15 protein-coding genes and 2 pseudogenes are annotated in these 17,994 nt (G+C 46.0%); 9 read left to right on the top strand and 8 right to left on the bottom strand.

Annotation, left to right across the window (positions count from 1 at the left end; genetic code table 11):
- Positions 1-17: 17 nt before the first annotated feature.
- Positions 18-1,199: a DNA polymerase III subunit beta gene (gene dnaN / locus XZ46_RS24825; protein ID WP_006623055.1), complete on the top strand. Its 1,182-nt coding sequence runs from the start codon at positions 18-20 to the stop codon at positions 1,197-1,199.
- Between the two features lie 198 nt (positions 1,200-1,397).
- Here dnaN and XZ46_RS24820 read toward each other — a convergent pair whose 3' ends face one another.
- Positions 1,398-1,580 (bottom strand): hypothetical protein, encoded by a 183-nt coding sequence (locus tag XZ46_RS24820; RefSeq protein ID WP_006623056.1) that lies wholly within the window; start codon positions 1,578-1,580, stop codon positions 1,398-1,400.
- A gap of 177 nt (positions 1,581-1,757) precedes the next feature.
- Here XZ46_RS24820 and XZ46_RS24815 point away from each other — a divergent pair, with 177 nt between their 5' ends.
- Complete coding sequence (locus XZ46_RS24815; protein WP_008054147.1) at positions 1,758-2,309, top strand: DUF2854 domain-containing protein; 552 nt, start codon at positions 1,758-1,760, stop codon at positions 2,307-2,309.
- A gap of 69 nt (positions 2,310-2,378) precedes the next feature.
- Here the strand turns inward: XZ46_RS24815 and XZ46_RS24810 are convergent, their stop codons facing one another.
- Positions 2,379-2,648: a CRR7 family NDH-1 assembly protein gene (locus tag XZ46_RS24810; RefSeq protein WP_008054148.1), complete on the bottom strand. Its 270-nt coding sequence runs from the start codon at positions 2,646-2,648 to the stop codon at positions 2,379-2,381.
- 164 nt (positions 2,649-2,812) lie between these two features.
- Between XZ46_RS24810 and sir the strand changes: the two genes are divergently transcribed.
- Both sir and XZ46_RS24800 read left to right on the top strand, forming a co-directional pair.
- Complete coding sequence (gene sir, locus XZ46_RS24805; protein WP_048895292.1) at positions 2,813-4,813, top strand: sulfite reductase, ferredoxin dependent; 2,001 nt, start codon at positions 2,813-2,815, stop codon at positions 4,811-4,813.
- A gap of 74 nt (positions 4,814-4,887) precedes the next feature.
- On the top strand, positions 4,888-5,646 hold the full coding sequence (locus XZ46_RS24800; protein ID WP_048895291.1) for a 16S rRNA (uracil(1498)-N(3))-methyltransferase: 759 nt from the start codon (positions 4,888-4,890) through the stop codon (positions 5,644-5,646).
- Between the two features lie 862 nt (positions 5,647-6,508).
- Here XZ46_RS24800 and XZ46_RS24795 read toward each other — a convergent pair.
- The 4 genes from XZ46_RS24795 to tnpA all read right to left on the bottom strand — a co-directional run bounded on the left by XZ46_RS24795 (position 6,509) and on the right by tnpA (position 10,159).
- Positions 6,509-7,387, bottom strand: a complete 879-nt coding sequence (locus XZ46_RS24795) for an NAD(P)-dependent oxidoreductase (protein ID WP_006623061.1) — start codon at positions 7,385-7,387, stop codon at positions 6,509-6,511.
- 7 nt (positions 7,388-7,394) lie between these two features.
- On the bottom strand, positions 7,395-7,790 hold the full coding sequence (locus XZ46_RS24790) for a DUF1823 family protein (protein ID WP_006623062.1): 396 nt from the start codon (positions 7,788-7,790) through the stop codon (positions 7,395-7,397).
- 25 nt (positions 7,791-7,815) lie between these two features.
- Positions 7,816-9,441 (bottom strand): DUF6930 domain-containing protein, encoded by a 1,626-nt coding sequence (locus XZ46_RS24785; protein ID WP_008055705.1) that lies wholly within the window; start codon positions 9,439-9,441, stop codon positions 7,816-7,818.
- A gap of 313 nt (positions 9,442-9,754) precedes the next feature.
- Complete coding sequence (tnpA, locus tag XZ46_RS24780; protein ID WP_006668333.1) at positions 9,755-10,159, bottom strand: IS200/IS605 family transposase; 405 nt, start codon at positions 10,157-10,159, stop codon at positions 9,755-9,757.
- A gap of 45 nt (positions 10,160-10,204) precedes the next feature.
- Here tnpA and XZ46_RS24775 point away from each other — a divergent pair, with 45 nt between their 5' ends.
- Entirely contained in the window at positions 10,205-11,518 is a 1,314-nt protein-coding gene (locus tag XZ46_RS24775; protein WP_008055707.1) for an RNA-guided endonuclease InsQ/TnpB family protein, read from the top strand.
- 977 nt (positions 11,519-12,495) lie between these two features.
- Here the strand turns inward: XZ46_RS24775 and XZ46_RS33475 are convergent.
- Positions 12,496-13,507: pseudogene (locus XZ46_RS33475) on the bottom strand (IS630-like element ISAtsp4 family transposase).
- Between the two features lie 1,353 nt (positions 13,508-14,860).
- On the opposite strand from XZ46_RS33475, the pseudogene XZ46_RS31055 reads away from it, so the two are divergent.
- The 4 genes and pseudogenes from XZ46_RS31055 to XZ46_RS24745 form a co-directional block, all read left to right on the top strand.
- A pseudogene (locus XZ46_RS31055) lies at positions 14,861-15,254 on the top strand (zinc ribbon domain-containing protein); the annotation flags it as partial.
- Between the two features lie 21 nt (positions 15,255-15,275).
- Positions 15,276-15,638 carry a HesB/IscA family protein gene (locus tag XZ46_RS24755; protein ID WP_006668338.1) on the top strand — a complete coding sequence of 121 codons (363 nt, stop codon included), beginning with the start codon at positions 15,276-15,278 and terminating at the stop codon, positions 15,636-15,638.
- A gap of 97 nt (positions 15,639-15,735) precedes the next feature.
- Complete coding sequence (locus XZ46_RS24750; protein ID WP_006623072.1) at positions 15,736-16,155, top strand: tetratricopeptide repeat protein; 420 nt, start codon at positions 15,736-15,738, stop codon at positions 16,153-16,155.
- A 272-nt stretch (positions 16,156-16,427) separates the two neighbouring features.
- Positions 16,428-16,664 carry a hypothetical protein gene (locus XZ46_RS24745; RefSeq protein ID WP_006619724.1) on the top strand — a complete coding sequence of 79 codons (237 nt, stop codon included), beginning with the start codon at positions 16,428-16,430 and terminating at the stop codon, positions 16,662-16,664.
- 112 nt (positions 16,665-16,776) lie between these two features.
- Here the strand turns inward: XZ46_RS24745 and XZ46_RS24740 are convergent, their stop codons facing one another.
- Entirely contained in the window at positions 16,777-17,994 is a 1,218-nt protein-coding gene (locus tag XZ46_RS24740; RefSeq protein WP_006668339.1) for a 5-(carboxyamino)imidazole ribonucleotide synthase, read from the bottom strand.

Below are 17,994 nucleotides of genomic sequence, written 5' to 3'. Positions count from 1 at the left end.
CTTGCTAAATACCTGAAATGCGGTTAATTGTAGAACAGGAACAACTCAGTTCTAATCTATCCTTAGTTTCCAGAGCCATTCCATCCCGTCCCAGTCACCCGATTTTATCTAACATTTTGGTGAAAGCTGATGCGGACACTCAACAATTGAGTTTAACCGCCTTTGACTTGAGTATGGGAATTAACACCAGTTTTCCGGCTCAGGTTCAGCAGGGGGGAGTTTTGACCTTACCTGCTAAATTGCTCAATGATATTGTCTCCCGTTTACCTGGGGGCGATATTCAGGTCGATGATGAAGAGACAGAGGCTGTAGTTACCCTAACTTCCAGTTCAGGACGCTATCAAGTCCGGGGAATGGTGGCTGAGGAGTATCCCGACTTACCCTCGGTAGAAGGTGAACATAGCATTCAACTAGCGGCTGATAGTTTATTGGAAGGCTTAAAGGGAACTCTCTTCGCTACCAGCCCTGATGAAACTAAGCAAGTCCTAGCTGGTGTTAATCTCAAGGTGGGAAAAGATACCCTTTGTTTTGCTTCCACGGACGGTCATAGACTCGCGGTGGTCAAGGTGGAAAATGTCCGAGACCCCAATAGCCAAGAACCAGAAAACTTGGAAATCACTATCCCAGCACGCGCCCTGCGGGAGGTGGAACGCATGATTGTCAGTGCTAACTCAGCGCGACATAGTGCCGCCACGGAGGAAGAATCAACAACCCCCCCCATGGTGACTTTAGGTTTTGATGATACCCAAGTGGTTTTTGAATTGGGGACTCGTCGTTTGAATTCTCGTAAGTTGGAGGGTGCTTATCCGGCTTATGAACAGTTAATACCTAATAAGTTTTTAAGCCAGGTGAATGTTGAACGGCGGACACTTTTGGCGGCTTTGGAGCGGATTGGGGTTTTAGCCAGCCAAAAAAATGATATTGTTAAATGTATCATTGATGAGGTAAATCAACAAATTTCCCTATCTGTAGAAGCTGCTGATGTCGGGAATGCTTTGGAGTCAATGCCTGCTCAGATTTCTGGTGAAGAACCCAAGGAACTTGCCTTTAATGTTAAATACTTAATGGATGGGTTAAAGGTGTTGAATAGTTCGGAAATTCAGATACAATTGAACGCGGCAAGCACCCCGGTAATTATCAATCCTTTTGGAGGTTTAAAAATGACCTATTTGGTGATGCCTATTCAACTGCGTAGATAGTAGTCAAATGGCAGATTAAAGGTTGCCAAGGTAGGCTGGGGCGGGGCTGTAGCCATTAATTAAGAATGCTTTTTCGGGGAGAATATTAAACAATGCTCTGCCTCAAAAACATCTGATTTAACTCCGCCCCGCCCCAGAAAATATATATAATAGCTGGCATTGAGAGGAGGGATAAAACCCTAACCTATGACCAGAAACTTAATTAGTTTCGGATTCAGGAAATGTGCGTTTGAAGTCTTCTAGCAACTCGTCCATTTCCTCGAGAGCCTGATTTACATCAATTCGCAAAGGCCCTAAATTGGGTTTTTCCAATAACTTGAGTAGAGCCTCCCGTTTGCTCTCAATTAAGGCAACTCCCTCTCGGATCTTCTGTGAATCCATGGATTATCCTCTTGTCACCTAGTTAGATTTTCGATGATTTTAGCATCAAACTCAAGTTTTGTGTTCTGGTGATGTGAAAAAAAAAACCGGACTGGGGGACTGTAAATGATTGGGGTTGACGGGCAATTTTTTGGTAAAGTATTGATTGATGACAAAAATTGATAATTAGTTAATCTGATGTTGCGTAAAATTTCTATGGCTCAAGTGGGTTTAGTGCTGGGTGGGTTAATTACTGTGGTGGGGTTTGTCGCCTATTTTGCTGACTATGCTACCCTGAACCTAGCGGGGTTTTTTTATGGGATTCCCCTATTATTGGGGGGACTAGCTCTGAAAGCGGCAGAAATTAAACCGATACCATTTTCTGAACCGACAACGCCAGAAGTCCTCAGCAAGCGGGAACAACAGGCGACCCCGACTCAAAATCAAGTGCGATCAGATGTGACCCGCTATCGTTATGGCCAATCTGCTCACCTGATTGATGCGATCGAACGCCTGAAGCTAGGAGGGAATGATGAGGAACACCCACAACTACAAGCCTTGCGGGAAGGGGTGGTTGATGGCAGTTATGCGCTCATTTTAGAATTTTACTCGCCTTTTGTGCCTCTATCGGTGTGGGAAGAGAAACAAAGCAAAATTGCTCAATTTTTTGGTCCGAATTTGCGGGTACAGGTGACTCAACCAGAAACTGATTGCGTGGATTTAATCATGATTGCTGATACGGAAAGCTAATTGAGGGCTAATCAATAGGCAAATTTGGGGTTAAATCCCATAGCTTTGGGGAACTGGTGTCTATGCTACCTATTCGGGATTGCCTTTTTCTAAACGTACTGCATACCACTGTAGATATTTTCCGGGTCCCAAATCAAGATCACAGCAGGTATTGATGAGATATTCGGCTTGGTGGGAGGGTGTGGGAAACTTTTGGAGCTCACGGGGGAGATCATCTTGTAGTTGGGCTAGAATAGCCTGTAACTTGTCTGTAAGTTCAGCGACAGTCATAAGTTGCTCGGGTTGGTTAGACTCCAAGACGACAAAGTGCTCTTCCTGGTACATTAAAGAATCTGCCATAAAAAATTTTTACCAAATCTAAACATCAGCAGGACAATCTCTAGCATAATCATGGTACGATCATTTTGCTAGGATATCGAGAACCAGTGGGTGTGGCTTGGAATTTATGCTAAGTCAGGTTCAGCCTCGATGTTTTTTTGTTTTGACTGGCACTTCACCTTACTATGACAAGCCCTACATTTACCAAATCAGCGGAAAAGCTCTCTAAACTTGAAGCTATCAAAGAGCGCAGTAATCAACTGCGGGAGCCTTTAGCAACTGAACTGCTGAACGATCGCAACTATTTGACAGAGGATGCGGTTCAGATTCTCAAGTTTCATGGCTCCTACCAACAGGATAACCGAGATCATCGGGTTCCGGGACAAGAGAAAGATTATCAGTTTATGTTGCGAACCCGCAGCCCAGGCGGATTTATCCCCCCTGAACTTTATCAGACTCTGGATCATCTAGCGGATGAATACGGGAATGGGACACTGCGGACAACTACCCGCCAAGGGTTCCAACTCCATGGGATTCTCAAAAAGAACCTGAAAACGGTTCTCTCTAGCATTATCAAAAGCATGGGCTCGACTCTGGGTGCTTGTGGAGACTTGAACCGGAATGTGATGGCTCCTCCAGCCCCCTATTGCGATCGCCCTGAGTATGAGTATGCGAAAACCTACGCGAATTATATTGCGGATCTGCTGACTCCTCAGACTGGGGCTTATTATGAAATTTGGCTCGATGGGGAAAAAATAGTTAGTGCGGAGGAAAACCCGGAAGTCAAAGCGGCGCGCGATCGCAATGGTAATGGCACAATTTTCCATGAGGGGGAAGAGCCGATCTATGGCAAGCATTATATGCCCCGTAAGTTTAAGTGTGCGGTAACAGTCCCCGGAGATAACTCTGTTGATATTTATACCCAAGATGTGGGTTTGGTGGTCATAACTAATGCGGCGGGAGAATTGGAGGGATTTAACGTCCTAGCAGGCGGCGGTATGGGTAGAACTCACCGCAAGGAAGAAACCTTCCCCCGTATAGCTGATGAAATTGGCTATGTCGATCGCGCTGATATTTATGATTTGGTGAAGGCGATCGTAGCAACCCAGCGGGATTATGGCGATCGCACTAACCGCCGCCACGCGCGGATGAAATATTTAATTGAGGATTGGGGAGTTGACAAATTCCGCGCTCAGGTTGAGGATTATTTTGGCAAACCCCTAAAACCTTTTAAACCCCTGCCTCCCTGGAAATATCAAGATTACCTGGGATGGCATGAACAGGGCGACGGTAACTTATTTCTGGGTATCTCGGTAGAAAATGGTCGGGTGAAAGATGACGGGAGTTTCCGGCTGAAGGCGGCTTTACAGCAAATTAACCAAAAGTTTGAGTTGCCAATGTTAATTACAGGCAACCATAACATTATCCTGTATCAGATTTCGCCCAAACACCAAAAGACAATCGATCGCCTTCTGAAAGAACATGGGGTTTTGCCAGAAACAGAAATTGATCCTCTGGTCCGCTATGCCATGGCCTGTCCAGCTTTCCCGACTTGTGGATTAGCAATTACAGAATCTGAACGTGCAATCCCTGGTATCCTGGACCGGATTCGGGTATTGTTGGACAAGGTAGGGCTGGAACAGGAGCATTTTGTCGTTAGGATGACAGGATGTCCCAATGGATGTGCCAGACCCTACATGGCGGAACTGGGGTTCGTCGGTAGCGCTCCCGACACCTACCAGGTTTGGCTGGGAGGCTCTCCTAACCAAACGCGACTAGCTGAACCTTTTATGGAACGGCTGGCTCTATGTGACCTAGAAGCAGTTCTGGAGCCGATTTTTGTTGGCTTTAAACAGAATCGGCAACCGTCCGAGAGTTTTGGCGATTTTTGCCATCGTGTTGGTTTAGACTCCATCCGCACTTTTGTATCCAATTACCAAGTAGATTCCTCGATGAACATTGAGACGAAAGAAATCCCTGTCCCGACTTCCGTAGAAACACCCTCTAATGAGGCTCCCGCGCCCCAAGCTCCGGTCGATCCTAGCAAAATTCGACATCGGGTTAGTGTGCGTCATGACATCTATAGTCAACTAAAAGATGAGTCCAAACGCCAAAGCAAACCAATTGTGGAAATTGCTACCCAGGCGATTGAGGAGTACCTAGCTAAGGTGCGAGCTGAGTCCTAATTGCCTTTAATGGCAGATTAAGTAATCCCCACCCTACCAAAAGTCGGGTGGGGTCATTTTGTTAACAGAATTTCATGAGGGAACTTCAACGGATCGCGATCGCTTCTGAACAATTCCACCACCAACAAGTAGACCTGACTGCTGGACAACAGCATTATTTGGGTCGGGTTTTGCGCCTACAACCAGGCGATCGCTTTATTATTCTTGATGGTCGGGGGGGTTGGTGGCTGGCTATCTGGAAAGGCGGGCAAAATGCCACTGTAGTTGAACCGATAAGGGTTAACAATGAGTTACCCATACCTGTGACTTTATGGGTGTCTATGCCTAAAGGAAGTGGCTTTGAGGAGATTGTGCGCTGTACTACGGAGTTGGGAGTGTCTCGTTTGGTTCCCATTATCAGCGCCCGCACTGTGGTTGTCCCTAGCCCTCAAAAACTAGCCCGCTGGCGACGTATTGCTACAGAGGCGGCGGAACAGTCAGAACGTCAGATCCTCCCGGAAATTACTGATCCACTATCGATACAGCAGGCTTGGGAAACTTTGTCAGACCAGGGAGAAGAGGTAGATAAATATATTTGTGTGGCTAGGGGAGATTTTCCCCACCTGTTGAATTGTTTGTTGGCTGCGAGAACGGGACAAGGAAAGGGTTATGTCTACAATTCCCTGCTTTTAGCTATTGGACCCGAAGGGGGATGGACAACACCAGAGGTTGAGGAGGCTATTAATAGGCGATTTCAGCCGGTGTCTCTGGGAAGCCGAATTTTGCGATCGGTCACAGCCCCCATGGTAGCTTTATCTCTGGTGGCTGCGGTCTCCGAAATGGATAATTATTAATTATTAATTATTAATTATTAATTGTTAATTTTGGCGATCGGTCACAGCCCCCATGGTAGCTTTATCTCTGGTGGCTGCGGTCTCCGAAATGGATAATTATTAATTATTAATTATTAATTATTAATTGTTAATTTTGGCGATCGGTCACAGCCCCCATGGTAGCTTTATCTCTAGTAGCGGCGGTCTCCGAAATGGATAATTATTAATTATTAATTATTAATTATTAATTATTAATTGTTAATTTTGGCGATCGGTCACAGCCCCCATGGTAGCTTTATCTCTGGTGGCTGCGGTCTCCGAAATGGATAATTATTAATTATTAATTATTAATTATTAATTATTAATTGTTAATTTTGGCGATCGGTCACAGCCCCCATGGTAGCTTTATCTCTGGTGGCTGCGGTCTCCGAAATGGATAATTATTAATTATTAATTATTAATTATTAATTATTAATTGTTAATTTTGGCGATCGGTCACAGCCCCCATGGTAGCTTTATCTCTAGTAGCGGCGGTCTCCGAAATGGATAATTATTAATTATTAATTATTAATTATTAATTGTTAATTTTGGCGATCGGTCACAGCCCCCATGGTAGCTTTATCTCTAGTAGCGGCGGTCTCCGAAATGGATAATTATTAATTATTAATTATTAATTGTTAATTTTGGCGATCGGTCACAGCCCCCATGGTAGCTTTATCTCTAGTAGCGGCGGTCTCCGAAATGGATAATTATTAATTATTAATTATTAATTATTAATTGTTAATTTTGGCGATCGGTCACAGCCCCCATGGTAGCTTTATCTCTGGTGGCTGCGGTCTCCGAAATGGATAATTATTAATTATTAATTGTTAATTGTTAATTGTTAATTGTCCGGCTTCTGATAAGCTCTAATCATGGCTTGGGTTCCTTGAGTAGAGCCTAAACCTTCATCCAAATTCTGAACTATTTTAAACAGGGTATCGGCTAATTTTACCCCTGGTAACTCCCTGGAAATAGCCTCTTGAACTAATCGCAAATCCTTAACCATGTGGCGAATCATAAAACCCGGAGCGAAATCATTGTTAGCTACCTTTTCCCCTAGGTTAGACAAAGCCCAAGACCCAGCGGCTCCGGTGCTGCATACCTCCACAATTAGTTGAGGGTCAATACCCTGATGTTCCGCTAGTAACATCGCCTCACATAGTCCAATCATGTTGAGGGAACATAGTACCTGATTACAGAGTTTGACAGCTTGACCGCTACCACTAGGACCACAATAGCGGATATTTTTACCCATTGTTTCTAACAAGGGTAGGCAGGTGTCAAAGCTATGGCGATCGCCACCCACCATAATAGTTAGAGTACCATTTTTCGCGCCGATATCTCCCCCGGAAACAGGTGCATCTAAAAACTGCATTTGATGGGATGCGATCGCCGAAGCGATCGGATGAACCGCCGCCGACCCAATAGTGCTAAAGTCTATAATGATCGCGCCCGGTTTAGCAAACTGAATCACCCCAAGGGAACCAAGGATGACTTCTTCCACGTCGGGAACATCTCCCACACAGGTACAGATCACCTCAGCTTCGGTCACAGCTTCTTCTATGCTATGGACGATTGTAGCACCTGCATCAGAGGCGATCGCCACACCAGGACGCGAGGGAGTACGATTCCATCCTTTCACATCATAACCACCTTGAGCGAGGTTAGCAGCCATATAGCCACCCATCACGCCAAGTCCCAAAAATGCAGTTTTAGTCACGAAATCCTTACCTCAATTTTTCAATATCTGTATTATTAGCTTGGGTAGTTTTCATATAGGAGAGTAACCAGTTAGCCATAGTAGCGCGCCGGGTTTGTCTCGGTCCAAAGTTTCCAATAGTGTAGCCTTTAAAGCCTAGTTCCTCTTTCAGGAGTTGTTTATTTTCTTTAGGTATCGACCGGGTGAGTTGAACAGTAGCCGGACGGCTTTCGATAAAGTCCGGGGGTTCTCGATATGTTTCTCGCCACTGTGTATCAACTTGAGTTATATCCCAGCGATCGCTTTGTTCGTCATAGCGATAACCAAGATAATACCAAACCAGTTGATTAACAGTGTTGTCCTCTATTTCCTCATTGAGAATCGCCCAAATCGTATCAGTATTTAGGGGGGGTAGTTCAGACATAACCTAGGTTGTAGTTTCCAGTTAATTACATGGGGGTAATGAGTTCTAAAGGTCCCAATCCAAACTCATCAGGAGAAACAGAGCGCAATTCAACCAATGCCATCATATCCTTAAAACCGGGCTGACCACGAGAAGCGCCCGTCAACCCCATAGCAATAATTAAACCACACCAACCCTCAGTTTGGCTACAGCGTCTTTCCCAGTTTTTCCTAGCCCGCTGATGAGTTGGGTCATCTTCCATAAATTCCCCAAACAAATGCAATTCACCATTTTCCGTCTTCAAAATTCCCAGGTCATAATTCCGACCCTCCATGGGATCTTTCCCTGAGTTAAAACATATTCCCGCTAATCCTCCAGCCTCCTCCAAATTTTGAATTAGTGTTTTCGCCTTCGGCTTAGAGGTTTGAATCAAAATCACAGGTAAACCATCCCCTTTCTGAGGAATATCCACATCAGAAGGCTGGTAGAACTCCGTATTGTTTCGCAAGTAATCCACCGTTTCCCAAGGAATTACACCCAAACTCAAAAATGATTTAGGTGGTATCAAATCATCTCGTAAGGTAGGGTAATCAAACTCCTCCTCGTCATCTTCCGCTGCTTTCACCATTTCCAGAAGTTCATCAGCCACCTCTGGTAAAGTTTTCACCTTCACCGAAATCATTTTGGTTTCAGGTGCATCAGGTACAGAACAAGATATGCGATAGCGTTTAGACAGCTCAGGAAATGAATCCTCATTTAATTTATAGCGAAAATCTCGTAAGAATCGGTGCAGTGCTTCCAAGGCTACCATCATCACCGTGGCTTCTTCTTCGTAGATGACCGATCGCAAACCTTCTAAGGGGTGTAAATTACCAAAGTTAGGTTCAATCTGCGATGCTGATAAAGTTTCCCAGATTACGTCCTCCTCCTCATCTTCTTCTGACAAAGGCTCAAAGGTGACAAACAGACAATCTTGAGTTAAAAATGCTTCTTCTAGGTTATCAAAAGGTCGGTCAGCAACAACTCTTTCTCGAAACCTTTTTAAAGATTCTAGGGAACGGTACATTAGCACCCCATAATCCATCCCTAACTTACCCAGTGTAGAAATGTAGATAGTTCCTACGTCTAAGTGATTGATTTCTATAGAAATAATTTGATGTTCCCCTAATTTATCCCAAGGTGCATCTTTCCAAATTTGCTCGGCTTTTTTGAGCAGGGGATCTACAAAGGCTTCGGGGAGTTGAGGGGGGCGACTTTCGGCTACTTCTTGGAGTCCCCTAAATATCTCATCAATTAGTGGTAAATCTGGTACATAGTCTATAACTATATCGAGTTCTTGTAGGACACCGCGCAGGAAAAACTGAATTTCGCGATCTTTGACCACAATTTTGTGAGGGCGGGCTGCTGGGGTAGGGCTTTGGGGATGTTCCATCGCCCTGAGTAAAGTTCGGACGATCGCTTCTGGGCCAATATTAGCCGATACCATATCCATTGACCGTACCATTCCCTGAGAACCGTCAACCCAAATGATGCAGTCATTATCAGCCTCTATATCTGTTTCCAAACTAGGTCGAGACTCGTGAGACATGGGACGGCGATCGCCCTCCCACACGCTAGGAATGGAGGGTAGTTTTTGTAAACGACGAAGGGTTGAACGATTGAGAAATGTCATTTAGATAATTTATAATATCGAGTAGTGCTACCAGATTAGGATTTTACACGATTCTCAGAACCAGGAAAGGACCCGCTCCGTTGAGAGTACCGGTTATTTGTCCCGGCTTTAGTCCCTAACTTAGATTGTATGACAAAATACCAAATTCGGGTAAATGCGATCGCGCCCAGATTAGATCTGGCTGTAGGACTGGGTTTCCGCCCCTAGCCCGGATCTCCTTGACCGCGATCTTAACACGATAAAAACTCGGGAGATTGGTAGCCCCGTCTCTTTATAGCGGGGCGGAAAAGCGACACGGCGGCTTTAGCCGCCATCAGGAATGGTGAGGGTCGTTAATGTAAGCTGTCACCTTAGCCGTGCTGACTTTCCCTGTAGCTTCGTAGTAATACGACCGAGTCCACAATGAAGGTAGCTTGCAGAGGTGAGGGAACTCCTGCCTGATCCGCCTAGATGAACGCCCCTTCATAGCTTTGACTATTTGGTGAATGGCGACCTGAGAGCCGTGCTCTACCAGGATGTGAACGTGGTCAGGGGCTATTTCCAGAGCCTTGACCAGCCAGTCATTTTCTAGGGCAACCTCATTCAGTATTGCGGCAAGCCTCATCTTGACGTTGCCGACCAAAACCTTCTTCCGCCTTTTCGGAATCCAGACCAGGTGAACATGGGCCAGCCCTACCGAGTGGTTGCCGTGGCGGTAGTTGATTGACTCATCTCGCATTGTTGAAGGCTACCCATTTATCGACAATTCTAGTATACTTATTTTATGGCTCAAACCTTTGCAGCACAAGTCAATCAACTCCCTGACGACCCTACCCTGAGGGCCGCACTGGAGTATCTTGGCACGGCTTCAAATAACCTCTACAACTGCACGGTTTACCTGGCTAGGCAGTTGTATTTCAAGGCAGGTAAATTCTCGAATGGGCGCTGGCTATCGAGCCAGATGAAGCACAACGCCCACATGAAAGCGCTCTATACCAGCGCTGCACAGCAAACCTGTATCAGCGTGGGTGAGGCGTTCAAGGGCTACCGTGAGCTACTGAAGTTATGGCGCAGCGGTGGGCTGACTGAAAAGCCGAAGCCGCCCAATTACCGCAAGTCTGGCGGCATGTTTCAGCTTAGCTACCCTAGGCGGTGGCTGAGGCTGGTTGATGGTCAGGTTAGGGTGCCAATGGGAACGGCCTGCAAGGTCTGGTTTGACCTACCCGAAATCTTCCTGCCTTTCCCGTCAAACCTTGACTGGGAAAAGGTTAGAGAGGTGCAGATTGTTCCTCGTGCAGGCTACTTTGATGCCGTCTGGATCTGCGAAGCACCCCCCGTTGTGCCCGTGGTTCTAGACCCTGAGAAGTCGCTAGCCATTGATCACGGCATTGACAACTGGCTGACCTGTGTGGATAGCGAGGGCCATAGTTTGATGGTGGACGGCAAGCACCTGAAGGCGCTCAACCAGTTCTACAACAAACGGGTCGCCACCATCAAAGAGGGAAAGCCTCATGCCTTTTGGTGCAGGTTGCTAGATAAGCTCACGGGCAAGCGTAATCGCCAGATGCGGGATGCCGTCAACAAGGCAGATAGGCTAGTGGTCAATCACTGCCTGAAGCATGGCATTGGCACTGTGGTCTTTGGCTGGAATCAGGGGCAAAAAAACGGGGCCAGCATGGGCTGCCAAACCAACCAGAAATTTGTGCAGATTCCTACGGCAAGGCTGAAGAACCGAATAGCTCAGCTTTGCGAGGCCCACGGTATTTTGTTCGTTGAACAGGAGGAAAGTTATACGTCGCAAGCGTCCGCGTTAGACCTAGACAGTATTCCCGTTTACGGTGAAAAACCCGAGGGTTGGAAGGCTTCAGGTAGGCGCATTCGACGTGGAACCTATCGCTCTGCTGCTGGCGTTGAGGTCAATGCCGACTGCAACGGGGCGTGGAATATCGGTCGCAAAGCAAAAGTAACGGGGATGCCTTGCATCCCCGCAAGAGGCGTTTTGACTTCGCCTAGGCGTCTGAGAATTTGGGATCTTCCTGGTGTGTCGATCCTAACTCAGAAGTGCTGTAATCCCTCCGGGGAATCCCCGTCGCTTTAGCGCGGGGAGTAGTCAATCTCCCCCTTAGATTTGTTACAATCCTTGCTAGGATCAATAGATGGCAGGGTCGATTCGTGAGTTGAACTACCATACATTAATTAGCCCGGCTTTAAATTAGCTATGGAACCCCACGGGGAACTGTTTCAACAATAGTGTCTCCCATTCTGCCATGCTAAGGATAGCGTGCGAGACGTTTAGGATTGAAATAGGGCTGCAATGCCTGAAATAACCTCCTAGAGGGAGATAGACTGAATCAACCCAGTTTACCCCTTAACTGTTTATATGTTCCGACGCTCGGGCTGCAAACCGAGTAAGGCAGGAAACTCAAGGTCAATCCCATTTTAAGAAATCGCCAAATTTACCGTCCAGGTGAACTTAGGAGGAGTAAAATCCACTTGGGGCGATTATGGGAAAGAGTAAAGGCGGTAGCCACCCCCAGTTTTGGGAATCACAAACCCAGGATTGAAACGGGGAACGGAAGGCGTGAGGGAAAACCTATTCCCAATAATCCGACCACTGCCAACCATCCATGACTAAGGAAATCTGAATGTTCCGACTTGAACCATCGTCATTAGCAGGCAGCGAAATAGGTTGACACGCTGCGCCCAAAAGGGTAAGGGAAAAAGTAGGGTAATTCTATCATCACCTACACAGACCTTTAAAAGTACCCCGGTGGATAGGACAAGTCTAAAGATGGAATGCCCATATAAACGGAACGTTTAAACCCCTGTTAGGTTCTCGGCAAGTAAATCTTGTAGAGTAGTGAAAAGTGTAAGCGTATGGTGCGAGACGTTCGGGTATGAAATAGGGCTGAAATGCCCTAAATAACTACCCGGTGAGGATTCCAGCTCCGAATCTGGATATAAGGAGACCTCTCCTGAGCATCCTCATAACTGGTTATATCAAGTCCGGATAATCAATTATAGTAAAGTCTCGGTTTGAGGCCACCAATGAAAACTGGTCAAGCCTCGAATTAATTAGCGCTGTTTCCACAAACTTCGGCAGCGAGCACACAAGAGTTCCTCTAGCTGATCAAGATTCTCAAATGAACGATTGGCAATGGGTTCATCTACCAGAGGCCACAGTCTTTCTGCTGGTTGTAGTTCCGGGGAATGGGACGGTAGAAACATTAAATGCAGTCCTTCGGGTACTTTCAGATTCTTACTGATATGCCATCCGGCTTGATCAACCACTAACATAATGTGTTGATTTGGACCTAATTTAAATTCGGCAGCAAACTCCTGTAACACTCGACTAAATAGAGTTGTATTGACGTAAGGTATAATCCACCAATAAGTCTCTCCCGTTTCCGGTCTCACAAAACCATATAGCCATAACCACTCGAATTTCCAATTAATATGGGCGAGTGGTTGACAATCTTCCGCTACATAAATACGTCGCATCACCGGTTTGAGTCCCAGACGGTGTTCATCTTCGCTCCACAATTGCACCTGTGCATCAGGGTATCTCCGGCGAAGTCCCTCTAACTCCGTTACCAGTTTTTTTTTTCCAGGCTTGCTGCTCGTCTTCGTCACTTTCGATGTGAGCCGGTCTCGGTACACGAAGCCGAAATGTCATTTGTCGCAGAATCTCCCATCCCCTTTGTCGGCTAATTTTTCGTCCAGTTACTCCTGTCAACCAGTCTGCCACCTGGCGACCGTTCCACAGTCCCCCATCCGGCGCTGTTCCTTGCAGGGCTTGCCATAACTGAGCTTGAGTCACATCATCAATTAACGGTGGATGTCCGGGATTTCCTTTTCGGCGATCACCCAGCCCTTTTAATCCCAATTGGTTGTATCTCTTTACCAATTCATAAATCCAGATGCGACTGTAGCCCGTAATTTCTTGGACTTCCTCCGTGGTCTTCCCCTTAGCCAACAACCAAATAATTTGATATTGGCGACTTTCCAAGCCCTCTTGGGCTTGGTGATAAGCCCGGCCAAGTTCTTCGGTACTTAAGTGGGGAGCTATACTAATTCGTCTGGGCATAACGCAAGTTTGGCATTGGTCACTGATATTATAACCGATTAAGCGAACTTGATATTATATGTCCCGACGCTTAGGGAACTAAGCAAGGCAGGGAACTCAAGGTCATAAACGAACTGAGAAATCAGGGAGTAGAGAGTAACGGCGATAGCCACCCCCAGTTTTGGAAATCATAACTCCAGGATTGAAGCGGGGAACGGAAGGCGTGAGGTAGAACCTACTACCAAGACGCGACCACTGCCAACCATCTATGATATGAAGACCGAATGTCCGACTTGAACCATCGTAATACACTAGCAGCGAAATAGGTTGACACGCTGCGCTCAAAAGGGCAAGGGGAAAAGTAGGGGGTTCGTCCGACTACCTACACAGACCTTTAAAAGTACCCCGGTTCTGAGGACAAATCTAACGATGGAATGCCCATATAATCGGAACGTTGTAACCCCTCTAATGCTCTGCCTATAAACAAGTGAGTAATGCTATTCACAAGGCAGTAGTGAAAAATGTAAGCGCATGCTTAGAGGGTGAAGGATGTGACCAGAAGCTAAAGCCCAATTGTCATGGTTGGGATATGCCCACAGGTCACGGTGGGGATATAGATACTGCGGTCAGTAAGAATATAATGGCGAGGACGAGTTTAAAGACTACGTGGTGCATATAGCTCTGAACATCGAAGTAGAAAGCAGGTCTCTTGATTCTGCTCCTTTGACAAATAGGGTATCCACACCAGGAGCCGTGTGATGGGAAACTATCAAGCACGGTTCTGAATGGGAGAGGGTGAAGGTGACTTCACTCTCGACCCCTAACCCTATAAGGGGAAAGGATGTGACTGAAAGCCAATGCCTAACTGTAATGGTTGGGATATGCCCACTAGTCACGGTGTGGATATAGAGACTGCGATAAGTAAGAGTGCTTATGACGTGAGCGAGTTTAAAGACTACGTGGTGTATATAGCTCCCAAAGTTGAAGTCACAAAGCAGGGGGTAGTAACCCTGTTCCTACTGACAATAGGGTGTCCACATCAGGAGCCGTGTGATGTGAAAGTATCAAGCACGGTTTTGAATTGGAGTTGGGGGAGGTGACTTCCCTTTCGACCATAACAGGTAACGGTTCTCAATAGTCCGAGCCAGTCGTCAGACCCATCTCGATCTCTAGTTCACGCTTGGCGAAAATCATAAAAATCAAGGAGCTTAATTTAATCGCAGATTAGTTGAACCAATTAGGGCGATGCGCTACAATACCAAGTATGGGTGCGAGACCTTCGGGTATGAAATAGAGCTGAAATGGGCGAAATAACTACCCGGTGAGGACTTAAACCCCTTGCTTGATTGGGTCGCATCCCTGACCATCCCATAACACAGCCTGATTTTTTTGCCCACCTTCGAGACTTCCAATATGGTTGCCAAGGTGAAGCGTCTAATCAGGTCTAAGACTGCCCGCGCCATACTGACATGGGCGCATTATCGATTCAAACTAACCCTGAGACATCAAGCGCGGAAATAACTGAACAGTTGTAGATGTGACCGAAGAATACACCAGCAAAACCTGTACTCACTGTGGTCATGTTCATTCCCAGCTAGGTGGCTCAAAAGTGTTCCGATGTCCTGAGTGCGGGTTCACTCTACCACGGGACTTGAACGGTGCTTTTGGAATCTTTCTAAAAGCTTTGCGGGATACCGCCTCTGTTACCTTAACGGGTAATAGTGCTATCGTCGCATTGTCCAGGAACAACCGGAAAAATGTCGCGTAAATGTATCAGTTAGGAAAGCCAATGACACAAGCAACTGAGTCTAAAACCCCAACCCAAGGAATTCAGATGACTGATGCTGCTGTTCAGCAGGTGCTTTTCCTGCGCGAGAAGCAGGGTAGAGACCTCTGTTTACGGGTGGGTGTCCGTCAGGGGGGATGTTCTGGTATGTCCTACATGATGGATTTTATTGAACCCAATAACATCCAGGATACCGATGAGGTCTTCGACCATAATGGTTTTCAGGTTGTTTGTGATCCCAAGAGTTTGCTGTATATTTATGGTATGGTCCTTGACTACAGCAACGCTTTGATTGGGGGTGGGTTCCAATTTACTAATCCTAATGCTAGTCAAACCTGTGGCTGTGGTAAGTCCTTTGCTACTTGATTTTTGACGGACTACATCAGGTATGATTAAAGGCGATCGCAGATTGTAGTTAGACAATGGCGATCGCTTTGTAGTCTGTAATACTTGCTCTCTAACGATGAAAACTACTGAAGAACTGTTTAAGGAAGGATTTGAGCGTTATCAAGCTGGGGAAGCTATGGATACCTTAATCCCCGTGTTTCGTGAAGTGTGCGATCGCTCTCCTAAAAATAGTAACGCCTGGACTAGCCTAGCTTGGTTATACCTCCTTGCTGATAAACCTTCTGCGGCTTATAAAGCCGCCAAGTTAGCAGTTAAATTAAATCCCCACGACCCCCAAGCTAGGGTAAATTTAGCCGTATCGATGTTGGATTTACAAAAACCCGGGGTTCGTCCCCATGTAGAAATGGCTCAACAGATGATTATGGCTGATTCGGAGTGGCTAGAGGAAGTCAAAAAAAATTTGGACGATGGATTGACTCGCAAACCTGAATGGAAAAGTTTACTTAGGGTTAAACAATGGCTGCTAGAACTTTAGCAATACTAATTTGATGATATGCTAACATATAGCATCGCCAGTAATAGACCTGAAATTATCGGGTCTGTTCACGGCAATTCAAGTAAATTCCAGTTGAATAGGGCGACTGAGTAAATATTCCTACTAGGTAGCTCTTGAAACTCCTTTACAAAAAATAATATTATTTAACCAACAATTGGCAAAATAAATGATAAGATTTGGGAACTTCACGCATTAACAATCTTATTTGAAGTTAGCAGACCAATTTGATAACACAAGGAGTAGAAATAACTATGGGCAATGATAACGTAGAAATAACTATGGGCAATGATAACCAGGTTAATGATAACCAAGTTTACGTTAAGGCTGATACCCGCAATCATAAAGGCTTTTTTGTGCAGCAGGGTGCTTACAAGTTAAAAAACATTGAAGAGTCGGGCTGGGCGTTAATTTGCTTAGATTCCGTTTGCTACTATGTCGATCCTGATAATTTACAATCATCTCAGTCAGGGGAGAGTGCAGAATCTTAGAGTATTAAATACTAAGAGTATATACCTATAAATTAGATAAATTAGGCTGTCCTCACAGGTAAGGACAGCTATTTTTTTTGGGGGGGGGTAACAATCAGTCAAATGAGTATGATTACTGATGGCGGTAGGGAAGTTGATCACCATACCAAATAGATTCTATCTGTTGAGCGATCGCCTGTGCTTCCTCTTGAAGAGTATGGATTGGGTCTTCAGTATCAATTAACACGGTGACATGACCCAGTTTACGACCCGGACGGGACTGAATTTTCCCATACCAGTGAACTTTAGCTTGAGGAATAGCAGCCAGTTGTTCCCGTTTAGCTAAATAGTCATTTTCCGCCAACTCAAACCCCAACAAATTCACCATCACCGCGCCGCCACATTTAAGGTCAGGATTTCCCAAAGGTAAACCAGAGACCGCCCGCAAATGTTGTTCAAATTGGGAGGTATGACAAGCATCAAGGCTAAAGTGACCGGAATTATGGGTGCGGGGGGCGATTTCATTCACCAAAACCTCCCCAGAAGCGGTCAGGAAAAACTCAATACCAAATAGCCCCACCACGTCTAAACCATGGAGAAGGGTATGGGCTAATCGATTAATTTGATCCTGTAAATGGGTGCTAATCTTAGCGGGGGCGATCACCCGATGACAAACCTGATCATGTTGGATAGTTTCCACGATGGGATAAATAGCGACATCTCCGGTGACTGACCGGGCGGCGATCGCTGCCAATTCCCGTTCAAAGGGGATAAACTCCTGTAGTAGCATGGGGGGATAATCAAACTTCGCCCAGGTAGCCTTCAAGGTAGCAGCATCAGGAATGATAAAGGTTCCCTGGCCATCATAACCATGCCGTCTAGCTTTGAGAACTACCGGATAACCCAAACCTTGTGTAATCTGAGGGTTAAGATCACCTTCAACCCGTGTTAGAGCCTCAAACCGAGGCACAGGCAAGCCTAAACCTTGTAATTGAGATAATTGCTCAAATTTATCTAACAGGGGTGCTAAAGCCTCCAGACGGGGGCGGAAACAGACCCCGGCTTCTGCCAATACCCGGAGGGCATCAAGATCAATAAACTCATTCTCAAAAGTAATGACATCGCAGCGTTTAGCTAACTCCTGAGTAGCGATCGCATCAGCAATATTTCCTAAAACCGTATCGGTGGCGATCGCCACAGCCGGATCACTATTATGGGGAGTTTGGACCACCAGAGACACCCCCAAATTCTTAGCCGCACTAGCCATCATCCAAGCTAATTGTCCGCCGCCAATGACACCAACGCGGGTAAGTGTTTGATTGGAAGGGGGGGGTATAAGGGTGACGTTCAT

Source organism: Limnospira indica PCC 8005, assembly GCF_000973065.1.
GTDB classification, from domain to species: domain Bacteria; phylum Cyanobacteriota; class Cyanobacteriia; order Cyanobacteriales; family Microcoleaceae; genus Limnospira; species Limnospira fusiformis.
The sequence above is the reverse complement of the archived record's forward strand: the minus strand, read 5'-3'. Positions and strand labels throughout refer to the sequence as shown.

What these genes read in the sequence shown, in the direction of transcription:
- XZ46_RS24750 (WP_006623072.1), top strand. Translation starts at nt 15,736, where the DNA reads ATGAAAACTACTGAAGAACTGTTTAAGGAAGGATTTGAGCGTTATCAA.
- XZ46_RS24790 (WP_006623062.1), bottom strand. Translation starts at nt 7,790, where the DNA reads ATGTCTGAACTACCCCCCCTAAATACTGATACGATTTGGGCGATTCTC.
- XZ46_RS24815 (WP_008054147.1), top strand. Translation starts at nt 1,758, where the DNA reads ATGTTGCGTAAAATTTCTATGGCTCAAGTGGGTTTAGTGCTGGGTGGG.
- XZ46_RS24810 (WP_008054148.1), bottom strand. Translation starts at nt 2,648, where the DNA reads ATGGCAGATTCTTTAATGTACCAGGAAGAGCACTTTGTCGTCTTGGAG.
- XZ46_RS24755 (WP_006668338.1), top strand. Translation starts at nt 15,276, where the DNA reads ATGACACAAGCAACTGAGTCTAAAACCCCAACCCAAGGAATTCAGATG.
- XZ46_RS24820 (WP_006623056.1), bottom strand. Translation starts at nt 1,580, where the DNA reads ATGGATTCACAGAAGATCCGAGAGGGAGTTGCCTTAATTGAGAGCAAA.
- XZ46_RS24775 (WP_008055707.1), top strand. Translation starts at nt 10,205, where the DNA reads ATGGCTCAAACCTTTGCAGCACAAGTCAATCAACTCCCTGACGACCCT.
- sir (WP_048895292.1), top strand. Translation starts at nt 2,813, where the DNA reads ATGACAAGCCCTACATTTACCAAATCAGCGGAAAAGCTCTCTAAACTT.
- XZ46_RS24800 (WP_048895291.1), top strand. Translation starts at nt 4,888, where the DNA reads ATGAGGGAACTTCAACGGATCGCGATCGCTTCTGAACAATTCCACCAC.
- tnpA (WP_006668333.1), bottom strand. Translation starts at nt 10,159, where the DNA reads ATGCGAGATGAGTCAATCAACTACCGCCACGGCAACCACTCGGTAGGG.
- XZ46_RS24785 (WP_008055705.1), bottom strand. Translation starts at nt 9,441, where the DNA reads ATGACATTTCTCAATCGTTCAACCCTTCGTCGTTTACAAAAACTACCC.
- XZ46_RS24740 (WP_006668339.1), bottom strand. Translation starts at nt 17,994, where the DNA reads ATGAACGTCACCCTTATACCCCCCCCTTCCAATCAAACACTTACCCGC.
- XZ46_RS24745 (WP_006619724.1), top strand. Translation starts at nt 16,428, where the DNA reads ATGGGCAATGATAACGTAGAAATAACTATGGGCAATGATAACCAGGTT.
- dnaN (WP_006623055.1), top strand. Translation starts at nt 18, where the DNA reads ATGCGGTTAATTGTAGAACAGGAACAACTCAGTTCTAATCTATCCTTA.